The sequence below is a fragment of the Amycolatopsis albidoflavus genome (assembly GCF_039525725.1).
Lineage (GTDB): Bacteria > Actinomycetota > Actinomycetes > Mycobacteriales > Pseudonocardiaceae > Amycolatopsis > Amycolatopsis albidoflava.
The window spans coordinates 1-18,154 of sequence record NZ_BAAAHV010000009.1; the positions used below are offsets into that span (position 1 = coordinate 1).

Sequence of the window (18,154 nt, forward strand, 5' to 3'; positions counted from 1 at the left end):
CGAGCCCGTCCCGTGAATCCGCCGCGTCGAGGCGGGCGGCGGCCGAGATCGGCGTCGTCCGAAACCTGAACGTGCCCTGGTCCGAGCCCGTCCCGTGAATCCGCCGCGCCAAGACGGGCGGCGGCCGAGATCGGCGTCGTCCGAAACCTGAACGTGCCCTGGTCCGAGCCCGTCCCGTGAATCCGCCGCGCCAAGACGGGCGGCGGCCGAGATCGGCGTCGTCCGAAACCCGAACGCGTCCTGGCCCGAGTCCATCCCCGCGAATCCGCCGCGCCAAGACGGGCGGTGCCCAAACGAAAAGCCGGTTATGCGGAAACCGATCATCCGCTCCGGCCGCCGCCAAAACGGAACGATTCCAAAAACCACCCACCCGAAAAACTTTCTCCGTTTACTCGCCAGGGAGGTAACCCGCGCTCGAACGCCCACTACCGCCAGGCGTCACCTACACGAGTGATGTCAAGAGGGAACCTCCCACGGCCGTCGCCCGTTGTCCGGGCATGAGGGTCAAGGCCGGAATCACCCCCGAACCGGGGCAGTTCGCCGAGGTGGCGGCTGTGCTCAGGGGGTCGGTCACCCTCGGCGTCCGAGGTGTCGCCGGGTTGAGCCGTCCGCGTGAAACTTGGGCACGCGCGCTCGGCCTTCCGGGCGGCGGTTTCGGGCTGCGCACGCATGATTCACTGCGCCCCGTGACGAGTTCCCGGATCGTGACATCCCCCGGCTCGGGGGCTGTTGCGGACGGCGTGATGAAGCTAACGTGCACCGCTATCAGCAATACCCGCAGGCAGGGAGGTGTGCAGCCCATGTCCCTGGCGCCGGCGGCCCGCTGAGTCCGCGTTCGCGCTACCGCCACGAGACGTCGTGATCCGGTCGCGAATTCTTTATCAGCCCGCCGAACCCGTGCAGTAGCCGCTGTAGTACCGGTGCCGTGAGAACACAACAGCTCGCAGTTTCCTCAGCGAGGGAGGTCGTGTATGGACATCGTCGTTAAGGGCCGCAACGTGGAGGTGCCCGAGCATTACCGGGCGCTTGTCAGCGAAAAGCTGGCCCGCCTTGAGCGCTACGACAAGAAGGTCATCCGCTACGAAGTGGAACTCTTCCACGAACCCAACCGCAGGCAGGCCAAGAGCTGCCAGCGCGTCGAGATCACCGGGAAGGGCCGCGGTCCGGCTGTTCGCTCCGAAGCGAGCGCGGCCGACTTCTACGCAGCGCTCGACTCCGCCGTCACCAAGCTGGAAAACCGGCTCAGGCGGACACACGACCGCAGGCGCGTGCATTACGGACGCAGCCGTCCTGAGTCGGTCGCCGAGGCGACGTCGATGGTCGGCGGATCCGATGCCGTCGCCGGGCCCGCCATGGGCACGGCCGTCCTGGACGCACCCGACGCGACCGAACCCATGGTGAACGGTTTCGCGGCGACGAGTGCGGGCGACATTCCCCGGCAGGGGCGCTGGGAAGACGAGGACCTGGGCCATCAGCCCGGCCGCGTCGTCCGCGAGAAGCAACACGACGCGGACCCCATGACGGTGGACCAGGCTCTCTACGAGATGGAGCTGGTCGGCCACGACTTCTACCTGTTCAACGACTCCGAGGCCGGCCGGCCGAGTGTCGTCTACCGGCGAAAGGGCTTCGACTACGGCGTGATCCGGCTGGGCTGATCCCACCCGGAACAACCTCTCCGGACGGCCCGCACGCGAACGCGTGCGGGCCGTCCGCGTGCCCGGAGCACGGCCCGGGGCACGACCTTCGTCGGGACCTGTGCAAACCTCTCGTGACCTTCTGCGACGACGTGCGTGCGCGGACCAGTCCGCGTTCCCTACGATGGGGGAGACGGCGGCGGCGCACACGGGCGCCAGCCGTGGCGATTACTGCCCGGGAACGGCCTGGGCTCGATCATGATCAGCTAGTGAGGTCGACCGGATGGTGCTGAACCGCCTGCTCCGCGCGGGCGAGGGCAAGATGGTGAAGCGGCTGCGCAACATCGCCGATCACATCAACACCCTCGAAGACGACGTGAAGGACCTGTCGGACGCCGAACTGCGGGCCAAGACCGACGAGTTCCGCGAGCGGTACGGCAAGGGCGAATCCCTGGACGAGCTGCTGCCGGAGGCGTTCGCCGTCGCCAGGGAAGCGGCGCACCGGGTGCTCGGCCAGCGGCCGTACGACGTCCAGCTCATGGGCGGGGCCGCGCTGCACCTCGGCCAGGTCGCCGAGATGAAGACCGGCGAGGGCAAGACGCTGACCTGTGTCCTCGCGGCGTACCTGAACGCCATCCCGGGCGACGGCGTGCACGTCGTCACCACCAACGACTACCTCGCCAAGCGCGACGCCGAGTGGATGGGCCGCATCCACCGCTTCCTCGGGCTCGAGGTCGGCGTCATCATCGCCGAGCAGGACCCGCAGGAGCGGCGCAAGCACTACAACGCCGACGTCACCTACGGCACGAACAACGAGTTCGGCTTCGACTACCTGCGCGACAACATGACGTGGTCGCTCGACGAATGCGTGCAGCGCGGGCACAACTTCGCGATCGTCGACGAGGTCGACTCGATCCTCATCGACGAGGCGCGCACCCCGCTGATCATCTCGGGCCCGGCGGACCAGTCCTCGCGGTGGTACGTCGAGTTCGCCCGGCTCGCGCCGCTGATGCAGGGCATCGACACCACCACCATGGGCACGCGCGAGCGGGTCGAGAAGGCCAACCTGATCAACTCGAAGTACCACTACGAGACCGACGTCCGGAAGCGCACCGTCGCGGTGACCGAGAAGGGCGTCCGGTTCGTCGAGGACCAGCTCGGCATCGAGAACCTCTACGAGGCGGCGAACACCCCGCTGGTCGGCTACTTGAACAACGCGCTCAAGGTCAAGGAGCTCTACCACAAGGACAAGGACTACATCGTCCGCGACGGCGAGGTCATGATCGTCGACGAGTTCACCGGGCGCATCCTCGTCGGCCGCCGCTACAACGAGGGCATGCACCAGGCGATCGAGGCCAAGGAAGGCGTCGAGATCAAGGCGGAGAACCAGACGCTCGCCACGATCACGCTGCAGAACTACTTCCGGCTCTACAAGAAGCTGTCCGGCATGACCGGTACCGCCGAGACCGAGGCGGCCGAGTTCCACCAGACCTACAAGCTCGGCGTGGTGCCGATCCCGACGAACCGGCCGATGGTCCGCGCGGACCGCGCCGACCTGATCTACAAGAACGAGCAGGCCAAGTTCGAGGCCGTCGCCGAGGACATCGCGGAGCGGCACGAAAAGGGCCAGCCGGTGCTGGTCGGCACCACGAGCGTGGAGAAGTCCGAGCACCTGTCGAAGCTGCTGCTCAAACTGGGCGTGCCGCACGAGGTGCTGAACGCGAAGTACCACAACAAGGAAGCGCTGATCGTCGCGCGCGCGGGCAAGAAGGGCCAGGTCACCGTCGCCACGAACATGGCGGGCCGCGGTACCGACATCGTGCTCGGCGGCAACCCGGACATCATGGCCGACGAGGTGCTGCGCGAGCGCGGCCTCGACCCGGTCGAGCACTCCGAGGAGTACGAGGCCGCGTGGCCGAAGGTGCTCGAGGAGATCAAGGAAGAGGCGCGGGTCGAAGCGGACGCGGTCCGCGAGGCGGGCGGGCTCTACGTGCTCGGCACCGAGCGGCACGAGTCGCGGCGCATCGACAACCAGCTGCGCGGTCGTTCCGGGCGGCAGGGCGACCCCGGCGAATCGCGGTTCTACCTCTCGCTGGGCGACGACCTGATGCGCCGGTTCAACGCGGTGCTGGTCGAACGCATCATGACCACGATGCGGCTGCCGGACGACGTGCCGATCGAGCACAAGATGGTCTCCAAGGCGATCAAGAGCGCGCAGACCCAGGTCGAGCAGCTCAACATGGAGACCCGCAAGAACGTCCTCAAGTACGACGAGGTCATGAACGAGCAGCGCAAGGTGATCTACGCCGAGCGGCTGCGCGTGCTCGGCGGCGAGGACCTGCGCGAGCAGATCGAGCACATGATCATCGACGTGGTCAAGGCGTACGCCGCGGGCGCGACGTCCCAGGGCTACGCCGAGGACTGGGACCACGAGCAGCTGTGGACCGCGCTGAAGACGCTGTACCCGGTGAGCCTCGACTGGGACGACCTGGTCGAGGACGGCGACCTCGACGCGGAAGGCCTCACCCAGGCGCTGGTCGACGACGCGCTCGACGCGTACGCCAAGCGCGAGGCCGAGATCGACGAGCTGGTCGGCGAGGAAGGCTCGATGCGCCGCCTCGAGCGCCAGGTCATGCTCACCGTGCTGGACCGCAAGTGGCGCGAGCACCTCTACGAGATGGACTATCTCAAGGAGGGCATCGGGATGCGGGCGCTCGCGCAGCGCGACCCGCTGATCGAGTACCAGCGCGAGGGCTTCGACATGTTCCGCGCGATGCTCGACTCGCTGAAGGAGGAGGCCGTCGGCTTCCTGTTCAACCTTCAGGTCGAGCGCGCCGAGCCGGAAACCGCGCAGCAGCCGGAACCGTCGGCGCTCCCGGGCGGCGTCACCTCCGCGACTGCCGCGGCGGCGGGCTCCTTCGGCAACCAGGGCGAGGACGAGGGCAAGCACGCCCGTCCGGCTCCGCCCCAGCCGCCGGCCACCGACTCCGATTCGGTCCCGTCCGCCTTGCGCGGCAAGGGACTCGGCGGCGGTGTCCAATCCGGACTGACGATGTCCGGGCCGTCTGAGGGCGGCGGCGTCGAGTCGCATTCGGACAGTGCGAACGACGCGGAAGCGGGCGGCGCGGGCGGTGGCACCCGGCGCGAACGCCGGGCCGCCGAGCGGGCGCAGTCCAAGAAGGGCAAGAAGGGACCGCGTCGCTGACGCGTCCCTGATCCGTCCACTGTGGACGGCTGAGCACGACTGAGAACGGCAGCACGAGAACGCTCGTGCTGCCGTTCTGTCGTTCCCTGCCCCGGGCGAGTCCACAATGGACCCGCTGCGGTTCTGCTGTCCTAAGTTTCAGGACACCTGTCCTGTTCAGGCGACTGACGGACGTCCGGCCTGCACGCTGTCGGTTCGTGGTGCAAGCACGTGAAACCGCGTGCACACCCAGCCGGTCCGCGTGCGCTCGAACCGGGCCGCCAGCGCGAGCACCCGGGGTCCGGAATGAATGATCGTGCTGGTCTCCAACGCGGTCTCGGTCGGACGGCAAACCCGCAGATCTCCGGCGACATGGTGGCGGATGCCCGGCATCAGCCCCTGGCTGCTGAGCCGGGAGAACAACGCCTCGTCCACGAGCGGACGGATCTGCCCGGCCGCCCGTCGTCCGGCGAGGACTTCGAGGATGGCGTTGAGGCGCTGGCCGAGCCGTCGCCCGGTGGGCGGGTCGGTGAGCCGCACCAGCCGGTGCCCGGCGGGCGGCAGATCGTACGGCGAAGGCCACGCGCCGCGGCGGTGCGTTCGCCTGCCCGCGACCTCCGGTGCAGCGGACAGCGGCCGGAGGCTGTGGTTCGTCATTGAGTTCCCTCCCCGAAACATGGACGTCCGCCTGTTTAGTGCGCGCTGCCGCCGCACGATGGGACGTTGAGTGCCTGATCCGGCGAAAAGGGCAGAACGGCGCAGACTGGATCTGCCGGATGCGCTAAGGGCCTTGCCCAGGCGAGGACAGATAGGCTGGCGAAGTGCTGAAAGGCTTGCTAGTCGACTACGCCGGAGTGCTTACCGATCCGGATGCCGGGCTGCTCTACGAATACCTGCGCGACGCCCGTGCGAACGGCACCCGCACCGCGCTCGTGTCGAATGCGCCCGGAGCCGCGCCGGGGGTGAAAACCGAGCTGTCGCAATACTTTGACGCGCTCGTCTTCTCCGGCGAGGTCGGCGTGGCCAAGCCGGACCGGGAGATTTACCTTGTCGCGGCTGAGCGGATTGGGCTGGCCGCGCCCAGGTGCGTGTTCGTGGACGACGCCGAGCGGAATGTGCGCGGGGCGGTCGCCGCGGGCATGGTCGGCGTGCACCACCGCAGCATCGCCGACACTCTCGACGAGCTCGCGGCGTTGTTCAGCTGACCCCGCGCCGCACGAGTTCAAACGACAGCACCGCGGCCGCGGCGGAGACGTTCAGCGATTCGACGTCGCCAGGCATCGGGATCGACACCCACTCCGTCACCAGTTCCGCGACCGCCTCGCCGACGCCTTCGGTTTCGCCGCCCAGCACGAACGCCGACCGCTGCGGCAGTTCGACATCGAAGACCGAGGTCCCCGCCGACGCACCCAGCGCGAACAGGCTGTATCCAGCCTCCACCAGCATTTCCGCCGCCTCGCGCGCCGATCCGCAGCGCAGCACCGGTGCCCGGAAGGCAACGCCCGCCGAGGACTTCACCACCATCGGATCCAGCGCGGCTACGCCCCGGCGCGGCACGATCACGCCGGATAACCCAGCGGCCGTCGCGGTGCGCAGGATCATTCCGACGTTGGCCGGCGTGGTGATGCCGTCGAGGAGCAGCAGCCGGGCGGGCGGGCGGCGGTCGTCGAGGGCCGCGGCGAGGGCGCGCATGCGCGGCGCGACGACGTCGGCCAGTACGCCCTGGTCCTGTTTTCCGTTGCCGGCCAGCACTTTCACCCGGTGCGCGCTCGCGCGCTGCACCTGCACCCCGGCGGCTTTCGCGGCGCGCTGGATCTCCGCGGCGGCGGGGCCGCGCGCGGTGTCGGCGAGGATCACCTTGTCCACGCGCAGGTCCGGATCGCCCAGCGCCTCCAGCACGGGCTTGCGCCCGTAAACGGTCAGGAAGCGGTCTTTCGGCGAACCCGCCAGCTCATCACCCACACCGGCCAGTCTCGCATTGTGTAAGGATCGGCTCATGCCCGACCGCCTGTCCGCGCTGGACGCCTCGTTCCTGTACGTCGAGGACCAGACGACGCCGATGCACGTCGGGGGCGTGGCGATCTTCGAACGGCCGTCGTCCGGGTTCACCTACGAGCAGGTGCTCGACCTCGTCGGCGCGCGGCTGGCGTTCCTGCCCCGCTACCGCCAGCGCGTGCTCGCCGTGCCGGGGCACCTCGCGCGCCCGGTGTGGGTGGACGACGTCGACTTCGACCTGAACTACCACGTCCGCCGCTCCGCGCTGCCCCAGCCGGGCAGCGACGACCAGCTGTTCGACCTGGTCGCGCGCCTGATGTCGCGCCGCCTCGCGCCGGAACGCCCGCTGTGGGAGGCGTATTTCGTCGAGGGACTGGCCGGCGACCGGGTCGCGATGGTGACGAAAACGCACCAGTCCGTTGTGGACGGTGTCGGCACGATCGACCTCGGCCAGCTGATCCTCGACGAGACGCCCGAACCGCCCGAGCCGTTCGAGGACATGTGGGTGCCGCGGCGCGAGCCGAGCCGTACGCAACTGGTCCTCGACGCGATGAGCGAGACCGTGCAACGGCCCGGCGAGCTGATCGAAAACGTGCGCTCGATCGCGGGCGACGCGGTGACCACGGTGAGCAAGGCGGTCGAGACGCTCGGTGGCGTCGCGGCGACGGTGGCCCGGCCCGCCCCGTCCGGGCCGTTGAACGTCCGGGTGTCCGGCGGCCGCGTGTTCTCGGTCGTGCGCACGCGGCTGGAGGACTTCCGCAAGATCCGCGCGGACCACGGCGGCACAGTCAACGACGTCATCCTGGCCGCGATCGCCGGCGCGCTGCGGGAATGGCTGCTGTCGCGCGGGGAGAACCTCACACCGACCGAGACCGTGCGCGCGCTCGTGCCGATGGCGGTCACCGACGCCGAAACCCCCGAGTTCGCGACGCCCGCGCTGGTCGGCAACCAGGTCGCGGCGTACCTGATCGACCTGCCGGTCGGCGAGCCGAGCGCGGTTCTGCGGCTGCAGCACATCGGGCACGCGATGGCCGAGCACCTGAATTCGGGAAGATCAGTGGCCGCGCGCGGGTTGCTCAAGGTGAGCGGCTTCGCGCCGGCGACGCTGCATTCGCTCGGCGCCCGGGCGGGCGGATCGCTGTCCGGGCGGATTTTCAACCTGATGATCACGAATTCGCCGGGCCCGCAGGTGCCGGTGTACGCCGGAGAGGCGAGACTGGTGGAGATGTTCCCGGTGATGCCGCTGATGCGCACGCAGGCGCTGGCGATCGGGGTCACCTCCTACCACGGCGGTGTCTACTTCGGACTCAACGGCGACCGCAAGGCCGCGTTCGACGTCGGGCTGCTCGGCGGGATGATCGAAGAAGCGCTTGAAGAGCTGAAGGGTGCGCACTGGTGAGGGTTTATCTGCCTGCGACGATCGCGATGCTGCGAGACCTGGAGGCCAATGGCGAATTCCGCGCTCGCAGCGGCACCGGTTTCGCCCTGACGCCCGCCCTGCGCGAGGCGTACGCGAGCGGTTCCGACGAGGAACTGGAATACGCGGCTTTGCTGGACGCGGCCCGTGCTTCGCTGCGCCTGATCGCCGCTGAGGAAAAGGGCGAACCGCGCCGCGCAGTGGTCTCGGTGGACGTCGACGACGCGACGCTGCGCCCGGACCTGGACGCCGCTGTCGTGCGTCTCGCGGGTCCGGTGCCGAAGTCCCAGATCGCCGCGATCCACGTGGACTCGGCCGACGCGGAGGACGCGGTGACGGCGGCCGCTGCCGTGATCGACGCGGCGGATCTCGGCGACGAGGACGCCGAATTCACCCTCGGCGACGCCGAAGACCACGAATTGGCCTGGTACGCGCTGCAGGAACTGCCCTTCCTGCTCGAACTGCTCTAGCGGTCCGTGAAGGGCTCCTTGAGGGAATCAGATTTCCTCAAGGAGCCCTTCACGGCACGTCAGCCGCCGGTCAGGATGCCGATGTCAGCCGGAGCGGGGGCGTCGATCGTGACCGGAGCGCTCCAGTCCGTGTAGCGCGCTTTGACCGTGGCGACGCCGGTCTGGCCGGTCGCCTGCATGACCGGCGTCAGGTCAAGGACCAGCTGCATCGGCCGGTGCTGCGCGTCCAGCCAGAGGTCGAACGGGACTGTCTTGCCGCGGTCGCCGAGCCGGGTCAGTGCTTCGGCGGGCAGGCCGCCGGGCAGTTCGGAGCCGAGTTTCGCCAGGTCGACGGTCAGGTGATAGTGCTCGGCCGAGGCTCCGTCGAGCGTGGTTTCCTCGCTGGAGGCCACCGTCCCCGCCGTGCGGACCTGCGCCAGCGTGCGCGCCGGGTCGTTCTGCTCGGCCAGTTGCGCCAGGCTGCCGCCCAGCACCTGCGAAAGCGGATCGGTGCCGTCCGGCGACACTTTCACCCACGCTTTGTGGTCGCTGACCTGGTCCCGCGCGCTTTCCGGGACCTTCGCGTACAGCGTCTTGTCGACCAGGCGCAGTTCGAGCGGCTCGCCGACGTAGTCCGTCGTCATCGACAGAGCTGTTCCGGCGCGGTCGAATTTCGCCTGGCCCTTCCCGTGGGACACGAGGGTGCCGGTGGTGACGTCGGCGGTGAACTTCGCGGTGTGACCGGCCAAGGTCGCGGCGGAGGCGGCGTCCGCGAGCGTGCGGGCGTCGGTGAAGCGCTGTGGTTCCGGAGTGCTGGAACATCCCGCCGAGGCGATCGCCAGCAGCGCGGCGACACCCGCGACGGCCGTCCTGCGCATCCGAAAACCCTCTCTGACCGGCCGTTAAGTGCCTCAACCCAAGCACAGCGCGCGGGGCCGACCCGTTCGGGGGAACGCGTGCTACCGGCAGTAGCGCACAAAAAACGGGCCCCGAGCCGGAATGGCTCGGGGCCCGCGGAAAGCTCCGGGGATCAGCGCCCCATCTTCTTCATGATCTCGCCGAAATCGGTGACCTGGTCGGCGGACGGCGCGGCCACGTCGACCGGCTGGCCCCAGTCGGTGTACTTGACGGTGACCTTGCCGCCGCCCGCGGCGCTCGGGGCGCCGAGCTGCTTCATCATCTCGGACTGGTCCATCGTGACCTGCAGCGGAAGCTGGTCCTTGTCGATCCAGATCTCGGCCGGGATCTTGATGTTCTTGCCCGCGAGCATCTTCTTCATCTGCTCCTGGACCTCGGCGGGCTGGCCCTTCGCGTAGGTCTCGATGGACTTGCTGACGTCCAGCTCCACCTTGTAGTGGTTGACCTTCTCGCCGTTCAGCTCGACCTGGTCGGCCCCGATGATCTGGCCGGTCTTGGAGACCTGGTCGAGGATCTGCGTCGGGTCGCTCTGCTGGGTCGACTGCGCCATCGCCTTGCTGAACGACTGCGACATCGGGTCCTTGGCGTCCGGCGAGATCTTCAGCCACGGCTTGTCGGTGCCGAACTGCTTGGACTGCTCGGCCGGGACCTTCATGTACAGGGTCTTGTCGACGTAGCGCATCTCGGTGGCGCCCTGCGGCGTGTTCATCGTCATCGACATGGCGGAGTTCTCGCCGTCGAAGCGCATCGCGCCCTCGGCCTTGATGGACTGGCCGCCCATGGACATGTCCATCGACATCTTCGCCGACTTGGCCTTCTCGGTGCCCTGCTTGGCCGCGTCGGCCAGCTTCAGCGCGTCGCTGAACGGCGACGCCAGGCCGGACCCGCCGTCCTTGGCCTGCCCGGCCGGGGCCGCGGTGCCGTTCTCGGCGCTCGAGCCGCAGCCCGTCAGCACCAGCGCCAGCGCCGCACCGGCGGCGACGGCGAACGTCGTGGTCTTGCGCATGGTTCTCCCCCTAGGAAGGAATCGGTCTTTCACCTGCGTTGTCGCCGGTCGGCCTGGATAGCCGCGTCCTTGCGGTCCGGCGCGCGGGCCACTGGCGGGGTGACTCCGCGAGGTTGCTTCTGTGACGCCGTCCGGCGGGAAAAGGTTCCCTCCGGACGGAGGAATTTTCCCCCGGTTTGTCCCCTGCCGGGCATCCACCCGCATATCGGTGACAGCCGCGCGAGGTTACCGTCTCCAGGTCACGATTCGGTGCGGAGGTCCCCGCCGCCGCCCGCTCGCGAGACTAGGAGCCTGCGCAGCGACGCCAGCCGGTCCGCCCCGGCGTTGCCGTCGGCGACCACGGCGTCCAGTGCGCAGTCCGGGTCTTCGGGCGGGCCGAGGTGGCCGCAGTTCGGCGGGCATTCCTCGGCGGCCTCGGCGAACTCCTCGAAGGCGTCGACGATGTCGTCCGCGGTCACGTGCGCGAGCCCGAACGACCGGACGCCGGGGGTGTCGACCACCCAGCCTCCGCCGGCCAGCGGCAGCGCCACCGCGGCGACCGAGGTGTGCCGTCCCTTGCCGACCGAGCTGACGTCGCCGGTCGCCAGTTCGGCGGCGGGCACGAGCCGGTTGACCAATGTCGACTTGCCGACTCCGGAATGGCCGACGAGGGCGGTGATCCGGCCGCCGAGGCGTTCGCGCAGGCCCTCGGGTTCCTCGTCGTGCCGGGTGACGATGGCCGGGACGTCCAGGCCCGCGTAGCCGGCGAGCAGCGAATCCGGGCTGGCGAGGTCGGCTTTCGTCAGGCACAGCACGGGTTCCAGGCCGCCCGCGTAGCACGCGACGAGGCAGCGGTCGATGAATCCGGGCCGGGGCAGCGGATCGGCCAGCGACGTGACGATCAGCAGCTGCGCGGCGTTCGCGACCACCACGCGCTCGTACGGGTCGGTGTCGTCGGCGGTGCGGCGCAGGACGCTGGAGCGCTCGTCGACGCGGACGATCCTGGCGAGCGTGTCCGGCCGTCCGGAGACGTCGCCGACCAGCGCGACCGTGTCCCCGACGACCACCGAAACGCGGCCCATCTCGCGGGCCCGCATGGCCGTCACGACGCGGTCCGGATCGGCGTCGACCGCGCACGTCCAGCGGCCGCGGTCCTTGCCGATCACCATCGCGGTGACCGCGTCGGCGTGCTCGGGCCTGCGCTTGCTGCGTGGCCTGGTGCCCTTGCCGGGACGCACCCGCACGTCGGATTCGTCCAGCCGCCTCCAGTCGCCTCGCCCCAAGCCGCCCACGTCCTCCCGGTCGCCCTTTGCCTGGTCGAATGATCCCATGCCGGTCGCGCCGGGCCCGGTTTGCGTGCGACGATGGCGCTCGAGGCACCCCGAGGAGGTTGGCATGTGCGGCCGTTACGCCGCGACGAAAGACCCGGCGAAGCTGGTCGAGGAGTTCGCCGCGGTCGACCTGACCGAGGGCCGGGCGCGAGTGGACCACAACGTCGCGCCGACCAAGAACGTCGTGACCGTGGTGCAGCGGCATCCCCGCGACGCCGACGGGCTCGTCCTGGAAGAGGAGCCGGCGGAGCGCTCGCTGCGGATCATGCGGTGGGGCCTGGTTCCGTTCTGGGCCAAGGATCCTTCGGCGGGCTCGCGGATGATCAACACCCGCGCGGAAACCGCGAAGGAAAAGCCCGCGTTCAAACGCGCGTTGGCGTCGCGGCGGTGCCTGGTCCCCGCCGACGGCTGGTTCGAGTGGCGGCGCACGGGCAAGGAGAAGGAACCGTTCTACATGACGGATCCCTCCGGGAATTCGCTCGCGTTCGGCGGAATCTGGGAAAGCTGGCGGCCGAAGGACGACGCGGACGCCGAGCCGTTGATCACCTTCTCGATCCTCACGACGGACGCCGCGGGCCAGCTCACCGACGTTCACCACCGGATGCCCCTGATCGTGCCGCGCGAGCACTGGACGGGCTGGCTCGACCCGGACCGGTCCGAAGTGGACGAACTGATGGTGCCGACCTCGCCCGCGGTCGTGGAATCGCTGGAGCTGCGGCCGGTGTCGAGCCTGGTGAACAACGTCCGCAACAACGGCCCGGACTTGTTGCGGCGCACGGAAACCGAGCAGTCCGTCGACTCGCTGTTCGACCTGTCATGACCACCCTCGAGATCGACACCGAACACGGACTCGCGCGAGTCGAACTGCATTGCGCGCCCGACGGCGACGCGGTGCTGCTCCTCGGCCACGGCGCGGGCGGGGGCATCGGAGCGAAAGATCTCGTGGCGGTAGCCCAGGCGGCGAAGGCGGCCGGGATGCATGTGGCGCTGGTGGAACAGCCGTACCGGGTGGCTGGCCGTCGGGCTCCGGCTCCGGCTAAGCAGCTGGACACGGCTTGGCTGACCGTGGCGGACGAGGTTTCCGCTCGGTTCGATGATTTGCCGCTGGTGTTCGGCGGTCGTTCTTCCGGGGCGCGGGTCGCTTGCCGGACAGCTTCGGCCGGGCAGGCGGTCGCGGTGCTGTGTCTGGCTTTTCCGGAACACCCGCCAGGCCGGCCGGAGAAATCGCGGCAGGCGGAACTGGACGCGGTGGAGGTGCCCGCGCTGGTGATCCAGGGGGAGCGGGATCCGTTCGGGAGGCCTTCGGCTGCGCCGCATCACGAGATCGTCGTGGTGGCTGGGGACCATACGCTGGCGAGCGATCTGGACGCGGTGGCGCGGGCCGCGGCGGAGTGGTTGGGGCGGGTTGTTCGGCCGCATCTGTGAGTCTTCTCGGCTGGCTGTCGGTGCGCCTGCCATTGGGCGGCGCGGTTTCGACTCCGCTGTGACACTCGCGTCGTCTGCGGCGGCGGTCTTTCGTCAGGTTTTGCCGCGGACTGTCGCCGACGCGCGTGGTCGGTACCGACTCAACGCCTGGCTGCGCACTGTTCGGCGGCGTTCTCCCACCGTGCCGTTCTGGCGGCTCTGCCGGGCTGACTGTGGATAGTTCGGTCCAGTAAATCCACAGGTCAGTGCCTATTCGGATGAGTTATCCACAACCTGGCGAGCCTGTGGGCAACTGAGCGCGAACCCGGTTTTTGGCCGGTGGCGGCGGATAGACTGGGCAAGGGCAGCCCCCCAGTGGAGGGCGGGGGTGCGCCGCCTCCCTCCCCGGATGGCATTGGCGGGGCTCAGCCGTGCGCCGTCGGGGCGAGGGGATCGATGACGTCCAGGAGCACTCATGACGCAGGAAATGCCGCGTCCCGCCTTCGATCCAGAGCTGGCCACCGTCCTGCCAACCCTCGACGGTTGCGTGCCAGTCGGCATGACGCCGGACCAGTTGCGGCGCGAGGAGCGTCACCCGTGCCAGGGTGGATTTCATGACTGCCAACGCTTCCGACGAGACCCTCGCCAACGACTACGACACCTTCGGCGAGGCCTACGCGATCGAAACCGAGCACAGTCTCATCAACGCTTACTACACCCGACCCGCGATTCTCGATCTCGCTGGCGACGTGACCGGCCGCAAGATCCTCGACGCGGGCTGCGGCGCGGGACCGCTGTCCGCCTCGCTCAGGGACCGCGGCGCGCACGTGAGCGGGTTCGACTTCAGCGCCACCATGATCCGCCTCGCGCGGGAGAGACTTGGTGCCGACGCGGACCTCCGGGTCGCCGACATCAGCCAGCCGTTGCCCTACGCCGACCAAGAATTCGACGACGTCATCTCGGCCTTGGTCCTGCACTACCTGGAGGACTGGAGCGCCCCGCTGGCCGAACTGCGGCGGATCATCCGGCCCGGCGGGCGGCTGATTCTGGCCGTCAACCACCCGATCCTCTACAAAATCGTCCACCCCGAGGGCAGCTACTTCGCCACCGAACGGTGGTCCGAGGAGTACACCTTCAACGGCCAAAAGGGCGTGCTCGCGTATTGGCACCGTCCGTTGCACGCGATGACCGACGCCTTCACCAAGGCCGGGTTCCGCACCTCAGTGGTCAGCGAGCCGTATCCAGCAGCGGGCGCCAAGGAGAAGTTCCCGGAAGAACTCGGAGACAAGGAAGCCTTCCTCTGCTTCCTGTTCTTCGTCCTCGAAGTACCCGAGGCCCCCGAAGCCGCCTAAGCCCGAAGCCGCCTAACCGGCCGCGATCCCCGCCACCACCGCGCCGGTCAGCCGGACCAGTTCGGCCGGATCCAGCTCCACCTCAAGCCCTCGTCGCCCGCCAGAGCAGAACATCGTCGGGTAGTTCAGCGCCGAACCGTCCACGACCACCGGCAGGCGGCTTCGGTGGCCGAGCGGCGAAATCCCGCCGAGGACGTATCCAGTGGCCCGCTGAGCAGCGGCCGGGTCGGCCATTTTCGCCTTCTTGCCGCCGGCCGCCGCGGCGAGGGCTTTCAGGTCCAGCTGGCCGGTGACCGGCACCACGCCGACGACCAGTTTCCCGTCCACGTCCGCGACCAGCGTTTTGAATACCCGCCCTGGCTCCAGGCCCAGCGCTTCCACCGCCTCCAAGCCGAACGATTCCGCCCGGGGATCGTGGTCGTAGGTGTGCACGGTGTGCGTCACCTTCTGCTTCTGCAGCAGCGCCGTCGCCGGAGTGCCCTTGCCCGCCATGCGGGGAAGTCTACGAAAGGGGCCGGGAATGCCCGGTCGGCACGTTCTGTTACACCCATCGTGACCACCACGCTCGCCACTCCCCGCCCCGCAAGGAGCCGTCCCGGGACCGGCTTCCCGAACCCCCGCGTAAACTCGGTGCTGCCGTATGCGCAGACGCGCATCGACGCCGAACGGGAAGGGAACGGTTTGCCGAGCACCCCCAACTCCGCGCCGGAGACGGCGGCCGACGAAGTGGAGCTCGCCGAGCGCTTCGAGCGCGACGCGATGCCCCTGCTCGACCAGCTATACGCGGCCGCGATGCGGATGACCCGCAACCCGTCCGACGCCGAGGACCTGGTCCAGGAGACCTACCTGAAGGCGTACGCGGCGTTCGCGTCCTTCAAGGCAGGCACGAACCTCAAGGCGTGGATGTACCGCATCCTCACCAACACCTACATCAACGGCTACCGCAAACGTCAGCGGCAGCCGGTGCAGCAGCCCACGGACGAGATCAGCGACTGGCAGATCGCGCGGGCGGAGAGCCACACCTCGAGCGGCCTTCGCTCGGCCGAGGTCGAGGCGATGGACAACCTCCCGGACACCGACGTGAAGGCGGCGCTGCAGAAGCTTCCCGAGGAGTTCCGGCTCGCGGTCTACCTCGCCGACGTCGAGGGCTTCGCGTACAAGGAGATCGCCGAGATCATGGACACTCCGATCGGCACCGTGATGTCCAGGCTGCACCGCGGCCGCGCGCAGCTGCGCGACCTGCTGGCCGACGTCGCGCGCGAGCGCGGCTTCATCCGGGGGAACCGCGAGGAGGTGGCGAAACGATGAGCTCGGAAGACGTGCCCGCGGAGAAGATGCCCTGCGAGGACGCGCTCGCGGAGATCTACCTGCTGCTGGACCGCGAATGCAGTCCGGAGCGGGACGCGGAGCTGCGCAGGCACATCGAGGACTGCCCGCCGTGCCTCGAGGAGTACGGCATCGACGAGCAGCTCAAGCACCTGCTCGCCCGCAAATGCGGCGGCGACCTCGCCCCGGCGGAGCTGAAGAGCAGGCTGCGCGCCTCGATCCGGCAGACCGTCGCCACGCAGGGCGGCGTCACCGTGGAGCGCACCGAGATCACCGTGGAACAGCGCACCAGCCGCGACTGACCACTACGACGACGGCCCCCGTACCGAATCCCGGTGCGGGGGCCGTGTCAGGTCCTGGCGCGGACTCAGGCGTTGGGCTTCTTGCCGTGGTTGGCGCCGTTCTTCTTGCGGTCGCGACGCTTGCGGGCGCGCTTCGACATGTTCTCTCCTCGGGTGTCCGCTGAGTGGCCCGGGGCGGGGTGCGACACACCGGCCGGGCACGGGTCAACCGCTCAAGTGTGTCATGCGGGTGCCGCACACCTCGGCGGCACCCGCCGTACGCTCTGGTTGGATGGACTCAGGAGGTGCGCAGGCATGAACGAACTCACCGCATTCGAGGGCGGCCGGTAGCCGTGTCGACCCTTTCCGACCTGCTCGCCGAGAACACCGGCCTCCCCGGCGAAGCGGCCGACCACCTGCAGACCGTCGTCGCGGAGTGGCAGTTGCTGGCCGACCTTTCGTTTGCCGATTTCCTGCTCTGGGTTCCGGTTTCCGCCGAACACCAGCCCGACGGCGGCGATTTCGTGTGCGTCGCGCACGCCCGGCCGACCACCGCGCCCACCGCGCATCCCGAGGACGTCGTCGGCACCCGGTTCACCGTGGACGAGCATCCGCAGCTGGCCAAGGCCATGCGCGAGGTCAAGATCTGCCGCGAGGAAGACCCGCACTGGTACCGCGACCTGCCGATGCGCCGCGAAGCGGTGCCGGTGAGCTTCGGCGGTGAGGTGATCGCCGTGCTGAGCCGCGAGACCAACCTCGCCGCGCCGCGCGTGCCGAGCCCGCTGGAGATCGCCTACCTCGGCAGCGCGGGCGATCTGTGCCAGATGATCGTGGACGGCACCTTCCCGCCGGCCGGCGGCAACCAGACCGACACGCACACCAGCCCGCGCGTCGGCGACGGTCTCGTCCGGCTCGACCAGGCCGGCACCGTCGTCTTCGCCAGCCCCAACGGCCTGTCCGCCTACCACCGGATGGGCCACGAATCGGACCTCGTCGGGCAGCGGCTGGCCCCGCTCACCCGGTCGCTGATCCGCGACCCGTTCGACGCCACCGAGGTCTCGCACCGGATCATCGAGGCCCTCGACGGCAAGCCGTCCACCCGCACCGAGGCCGACTCGAAGCGCGGCGCGGTCGTGCTGTTCCGTGCGCTGCCGCTGCGTCCGGCCGGACAGCCCGCGGGCGCGTTGGTGCTGGTCCGCGACGTCACCGAGGTCAAGCGCCGCGACCGCGCGCTGATGTCGAAAGACGCCACGATCCGCGAGATCCACCACCGCGTGAAGAACAATCTGCAGACCGTCGCCGCGCTGCTGCGGCTGCAGTCGCGGCGCACCACGAGCGAGGAGGCCCGGCTGGCGCTGGGCGAATCGGTGCGGCGGGTGTCGTCGATCGCGATGGTGCACGAGGCGCTGTCGATCTCCGTCGACGAGCGCGTGGACTTGGACAAGCTGCTCGACAACGTGCTCCCGATGGTCGGCGAGGTCGCCACCGCGGAATCGCAGGTCGGCATGACGCGCAAGGGCTCGTTCGGCGTGGTCGTGGCCGAGATCGCGACGCCGCTGGTGATGGTGCTGGCCGAACTGGTGCAGAACGCGATCGAGCACGCGTTCCCGCAGGGGCGGCCGGGCAAGGTCGAGCTGATCGTGGAGCGGTCGGCGCGCTGGCTGGACATCCTGATCCGCGACAACGGCCGCGGGCTGCCGTCCGGATTCTCGCTGGAGCGCAGCGACGGGCTCGGCCTGCAGATCGTGCGGACGCTGGTCGAATCGGAACTGCGCGGGTCGCTTTCGCTGCGCCAGGTCCGGACCGACGAGGCGGGCAACCGGGTCCCGGGCACCGAAGCGGCGCTGCGGATTCCGCTGTCGCGGCGGCTCTAAAACC

17 protein-coding genes and 1 pseudogene are annotated in these 18,154 nt (G+C 69.1%); 11 read left to right on the forward strand and 7 right to left on the reverse strand.

The annotated features are described in order from the left end of the window. Positions 1-971 precede the first annotated feature (971 nt). Together hpf and secA are read left to right on the forward strand one after the other, a co-directional pair. Complete coding sequence (hpf, locus tag ABD156_RS11900; protein ID WP_344270772.1) at positions 972-1,655, forward strand: ribosome hibernation-promoting factor, HPF/YfiA family; 684 nt, start codon at positions 972-974, stop codon at positions 1,653-1,655. 262 nt (positions 1,656-1,917) lie between these two features. Further along, positions 1,918-4,477, forward strand: a pseudogene (secA, locus tag ABD156_RS11905) (preprotein translocase subunit SecA); the annotation flags it as partial. Between the two features lie 518 nt (positions 4,478-4,995). Here the strand turns inward: secA and ABD156_RS11910 are convergent. Continuing rightward, a complete protein-coding gene (locus ABD156_RS11910) occupies positions 4,996-5,475 on the reverse strand; it encodes an Rv3235 family protein (RefSeq protein WP_344270778.1) in 480 nt (159 codons plus the stop codon). Between the two features lie 164 nt (positions 5,476-5,639). Between ABD156_RS11910 and ABD156_RS11915 the strand changes: the two genes are divergently transcribed. After that, entirely contained in the window at positions 5,640-6,023 is a 384-nt protein-coding gene (locus ABD156_RS11915; protein ID WP_344270781.1) for an HAD-IA family hydrolase, read from the forward strand. Here ABD156_RS11915 and ABD156_RS11920 read toward each other — a convergent pair. Further along, entirely contained in the window at positions 6,016-6,780 is a 765-nt protein-coding gene (locus ABD156_RS11920) for a TrmH family RNA methyltransferase (protein WP_344270784.1), read from the reverse strand. The genes ABD156_RS11915 and ABD156_RS11920 overlap by 8 nt on opposite strands. 34 nt (positions 6,781-6,814) lie before the next feature. Here ABD156_RS11920 and ABD156_RS11925 point away from each other — a divergent pair, with 34 nt between their 5' ends. Both ABD156_RS11925 and ABD156_RS11930 read left to right on the forward strand, forming a co-directional pair. Continuing rightward, on the forward strand, positions 6,815-8,212 hold the full coding sequence (locus tag ABD156_RS11925; RefSeq protein WP_344270787.1) for a WS/DGAT/MGAT family O-acyltransferase: 1,398 nt from the start codon (positions 6,815-6,817) through the stop codon (positions 8,210-8,212). Then, positions 8,209-8,700, forward strand: coding sequence for a DUF6912 family protein (locus ABD156_RS11930; RefSeq protein WP_344270789.1), 492 nt, complete (start codon positions 8,209-8,211; stop codon positions 8,698-8,700). The genes ABD156_RS11925 and ABD156_RS11930 overlap by 4 nt, the downstream gene beginning before the upstream one ends. 59 nt (positions 8,701-8,759) lie before the next feature. Here the strand turns inward: ABD156_RS11930 and ABD156_RS11935 are convergent, their stop codons facing one another. From ABD156_RS11935 to rsgA, 3 genes are all read right to left on the reverse strand, one after another. Next, the gene (locus ABD156_RS11935; RefSeq protein ID WP_344270792.1) at positions 8,760-9,557 is read right to left on the reverse strand and encodes an SCO4651 family lipoprotein; all 798 of its coding nucleotides are present in this window, start codon (positions 9,555-9,557) and stop codon (positions 8,760-8,762) included. A gap of 152 nt (positions 9,558-9,709) precedes the next feature. Then, complete coding sequence (locus tag ABD156_RS11940) at positions 9,710-10,603, reverse strand: SCO4651 family lipoprotein (protein ID WP_344270795.1); 894 nt, start codon at positions 10,601-10,603, stop codon at positions 9,710-9,712. Positions 10,604-10,842: 239 nt separating this feature from the next. Beyond that, positions 10,843-11,913, reverse strand: coding sequence for a ribosome small subunit-dependent GTPase A (gene rsgA / locus ABD156_RS11945; protein WP_377926912.1), 1,071 nt, complete (start codon positions 11,911-11,913; stop codon positions 10,843-10,845). 64 nt (positions 11,914-11,977) lie between these two features. On the opposite strand from rsgA, the gene ABD156_RS11950 reads away from it, so the two are divergent. The 3 genes from ABD156_RS11950 to ABD156_RS11960 all read left to right on the forward strand — a co-directional run bounded on the left by ABD156_RS11950 (position 11,978) and on the right by ABD156_RS11960 (position 14,669). After that, entirely contained in the window at positions 11,978-12,733 is a 756-nt protein-coding gene (locus tag ABD156_RS11950; RefSeq protein ID WP_344270797.1) for an SOS response-associated peptidase, read from the forward strand. Further along, entirely contained in the window at positions 12,730-13,338 is a 609-nt protein-coding gene (locus ABD156_RS11955; protein WP_344270800.1) for an alpha/beta hydrolase family protein, read from the forward strand. The genes ABD156_RS11950 and ABD156_RS11955 overlap by 4 nt, the downstream gene beginning before the upstream one ends. Before the next feature lie 593 nt (positions 13,339-13,931). Continuing rightward, positions 13,932-14,669, forward strand: a complete 738-nt coding sequence (locus tag ABD156_RS11960; protein WP_344270803.1) for a class I SAM-dependent methyltransferase — start codon at positions 13,932-13,934, stop codon at positions 14,667-14,669. Positions 14,670-14,681: 12 nt separating this feature from the next. On the opposite strand, the gene ybaK is transcribed toward ABD156_RS11960, so the two are convergent. Then, on the reverse strand, positions 14,682-15,161 hold the full coding sequence (gene ybaK / locus ABD156_RS11965) for a Cys-tRNA(Pro) deacylase (RefSeq protein ID WP_344270806.1): 480 nt from the start codon (positions 15,159-15,161) through the stop codon (positions 14,682-14,684). A 189-nt stretch (positions 15,162-15,350) separates the two neighbouring features. On the opposite strand from ybaK, the gene ABD156_RS11970 reads away from it, so the two are divergent. Both ABD156_RS11970 and rsrA read left to right on the forward strand, forming a co-directional pair. Then, positions 15,351-15,977, forward strand: a complete 627-nt coding sequence (locus tag ABD156_RS11970; RefSeq protein WP_344272281.1) for a sigma-70 family RNA polymerase sigma factor — start codon at positions 15,351-15,353, stop codon at positions 15,975-15,977. Then, positions 15,974-16,297, forward strand: coding sequence for a mycothiol system anti-sigma-R factor (rsrA, locus tag ABD156_RS11975; RefSeq protein ID WP_116202568.1), 324 nt, complete (start codon positions 15,974-15,976; stop codon positions 16,295-16,297). The genes ABD156_RS11970 and rsrA overlap by 4 nt, the downstream gene beginning before the upstream one ends. A gap of 65 nt (positions 16,298-16,362) precedes the next feature. On the opposite strand, the gene ABD156_RS47800 is transcribed toward rsrA, so the two are convergent. Further along, on the reverse strand, positions 16,363-16,437 hold the full coding sequence (locus ABD156_RS47800) for a 50S ribosomal protein bL37 (protein ID WP_098515123.1): 75 nt from the start codon (positions 16,435-16,437) through the stop codon (positions 16,363-16,365). Between the two features lie 192 nt (positions 16,438-16,629). Here ABD156_RS47800 and ABD156_RS11980 point away from each other — a divergent pair, with 192 nt between their 5' ends. Further along, the gene (locus tag ABD156_RS11980) at positions 16,630-18,150 is read left to right on the forward strand and encodes a sensor histidine kinase (protein WP_344270812.1); all 1,521 of its coding nucleotides are present in this window, start codon (positions 16,630-16,632) and stop codon (positions 18,148-18,150) included. Positions 18,151-18,154: the final 4 nt, after the last annotated feature.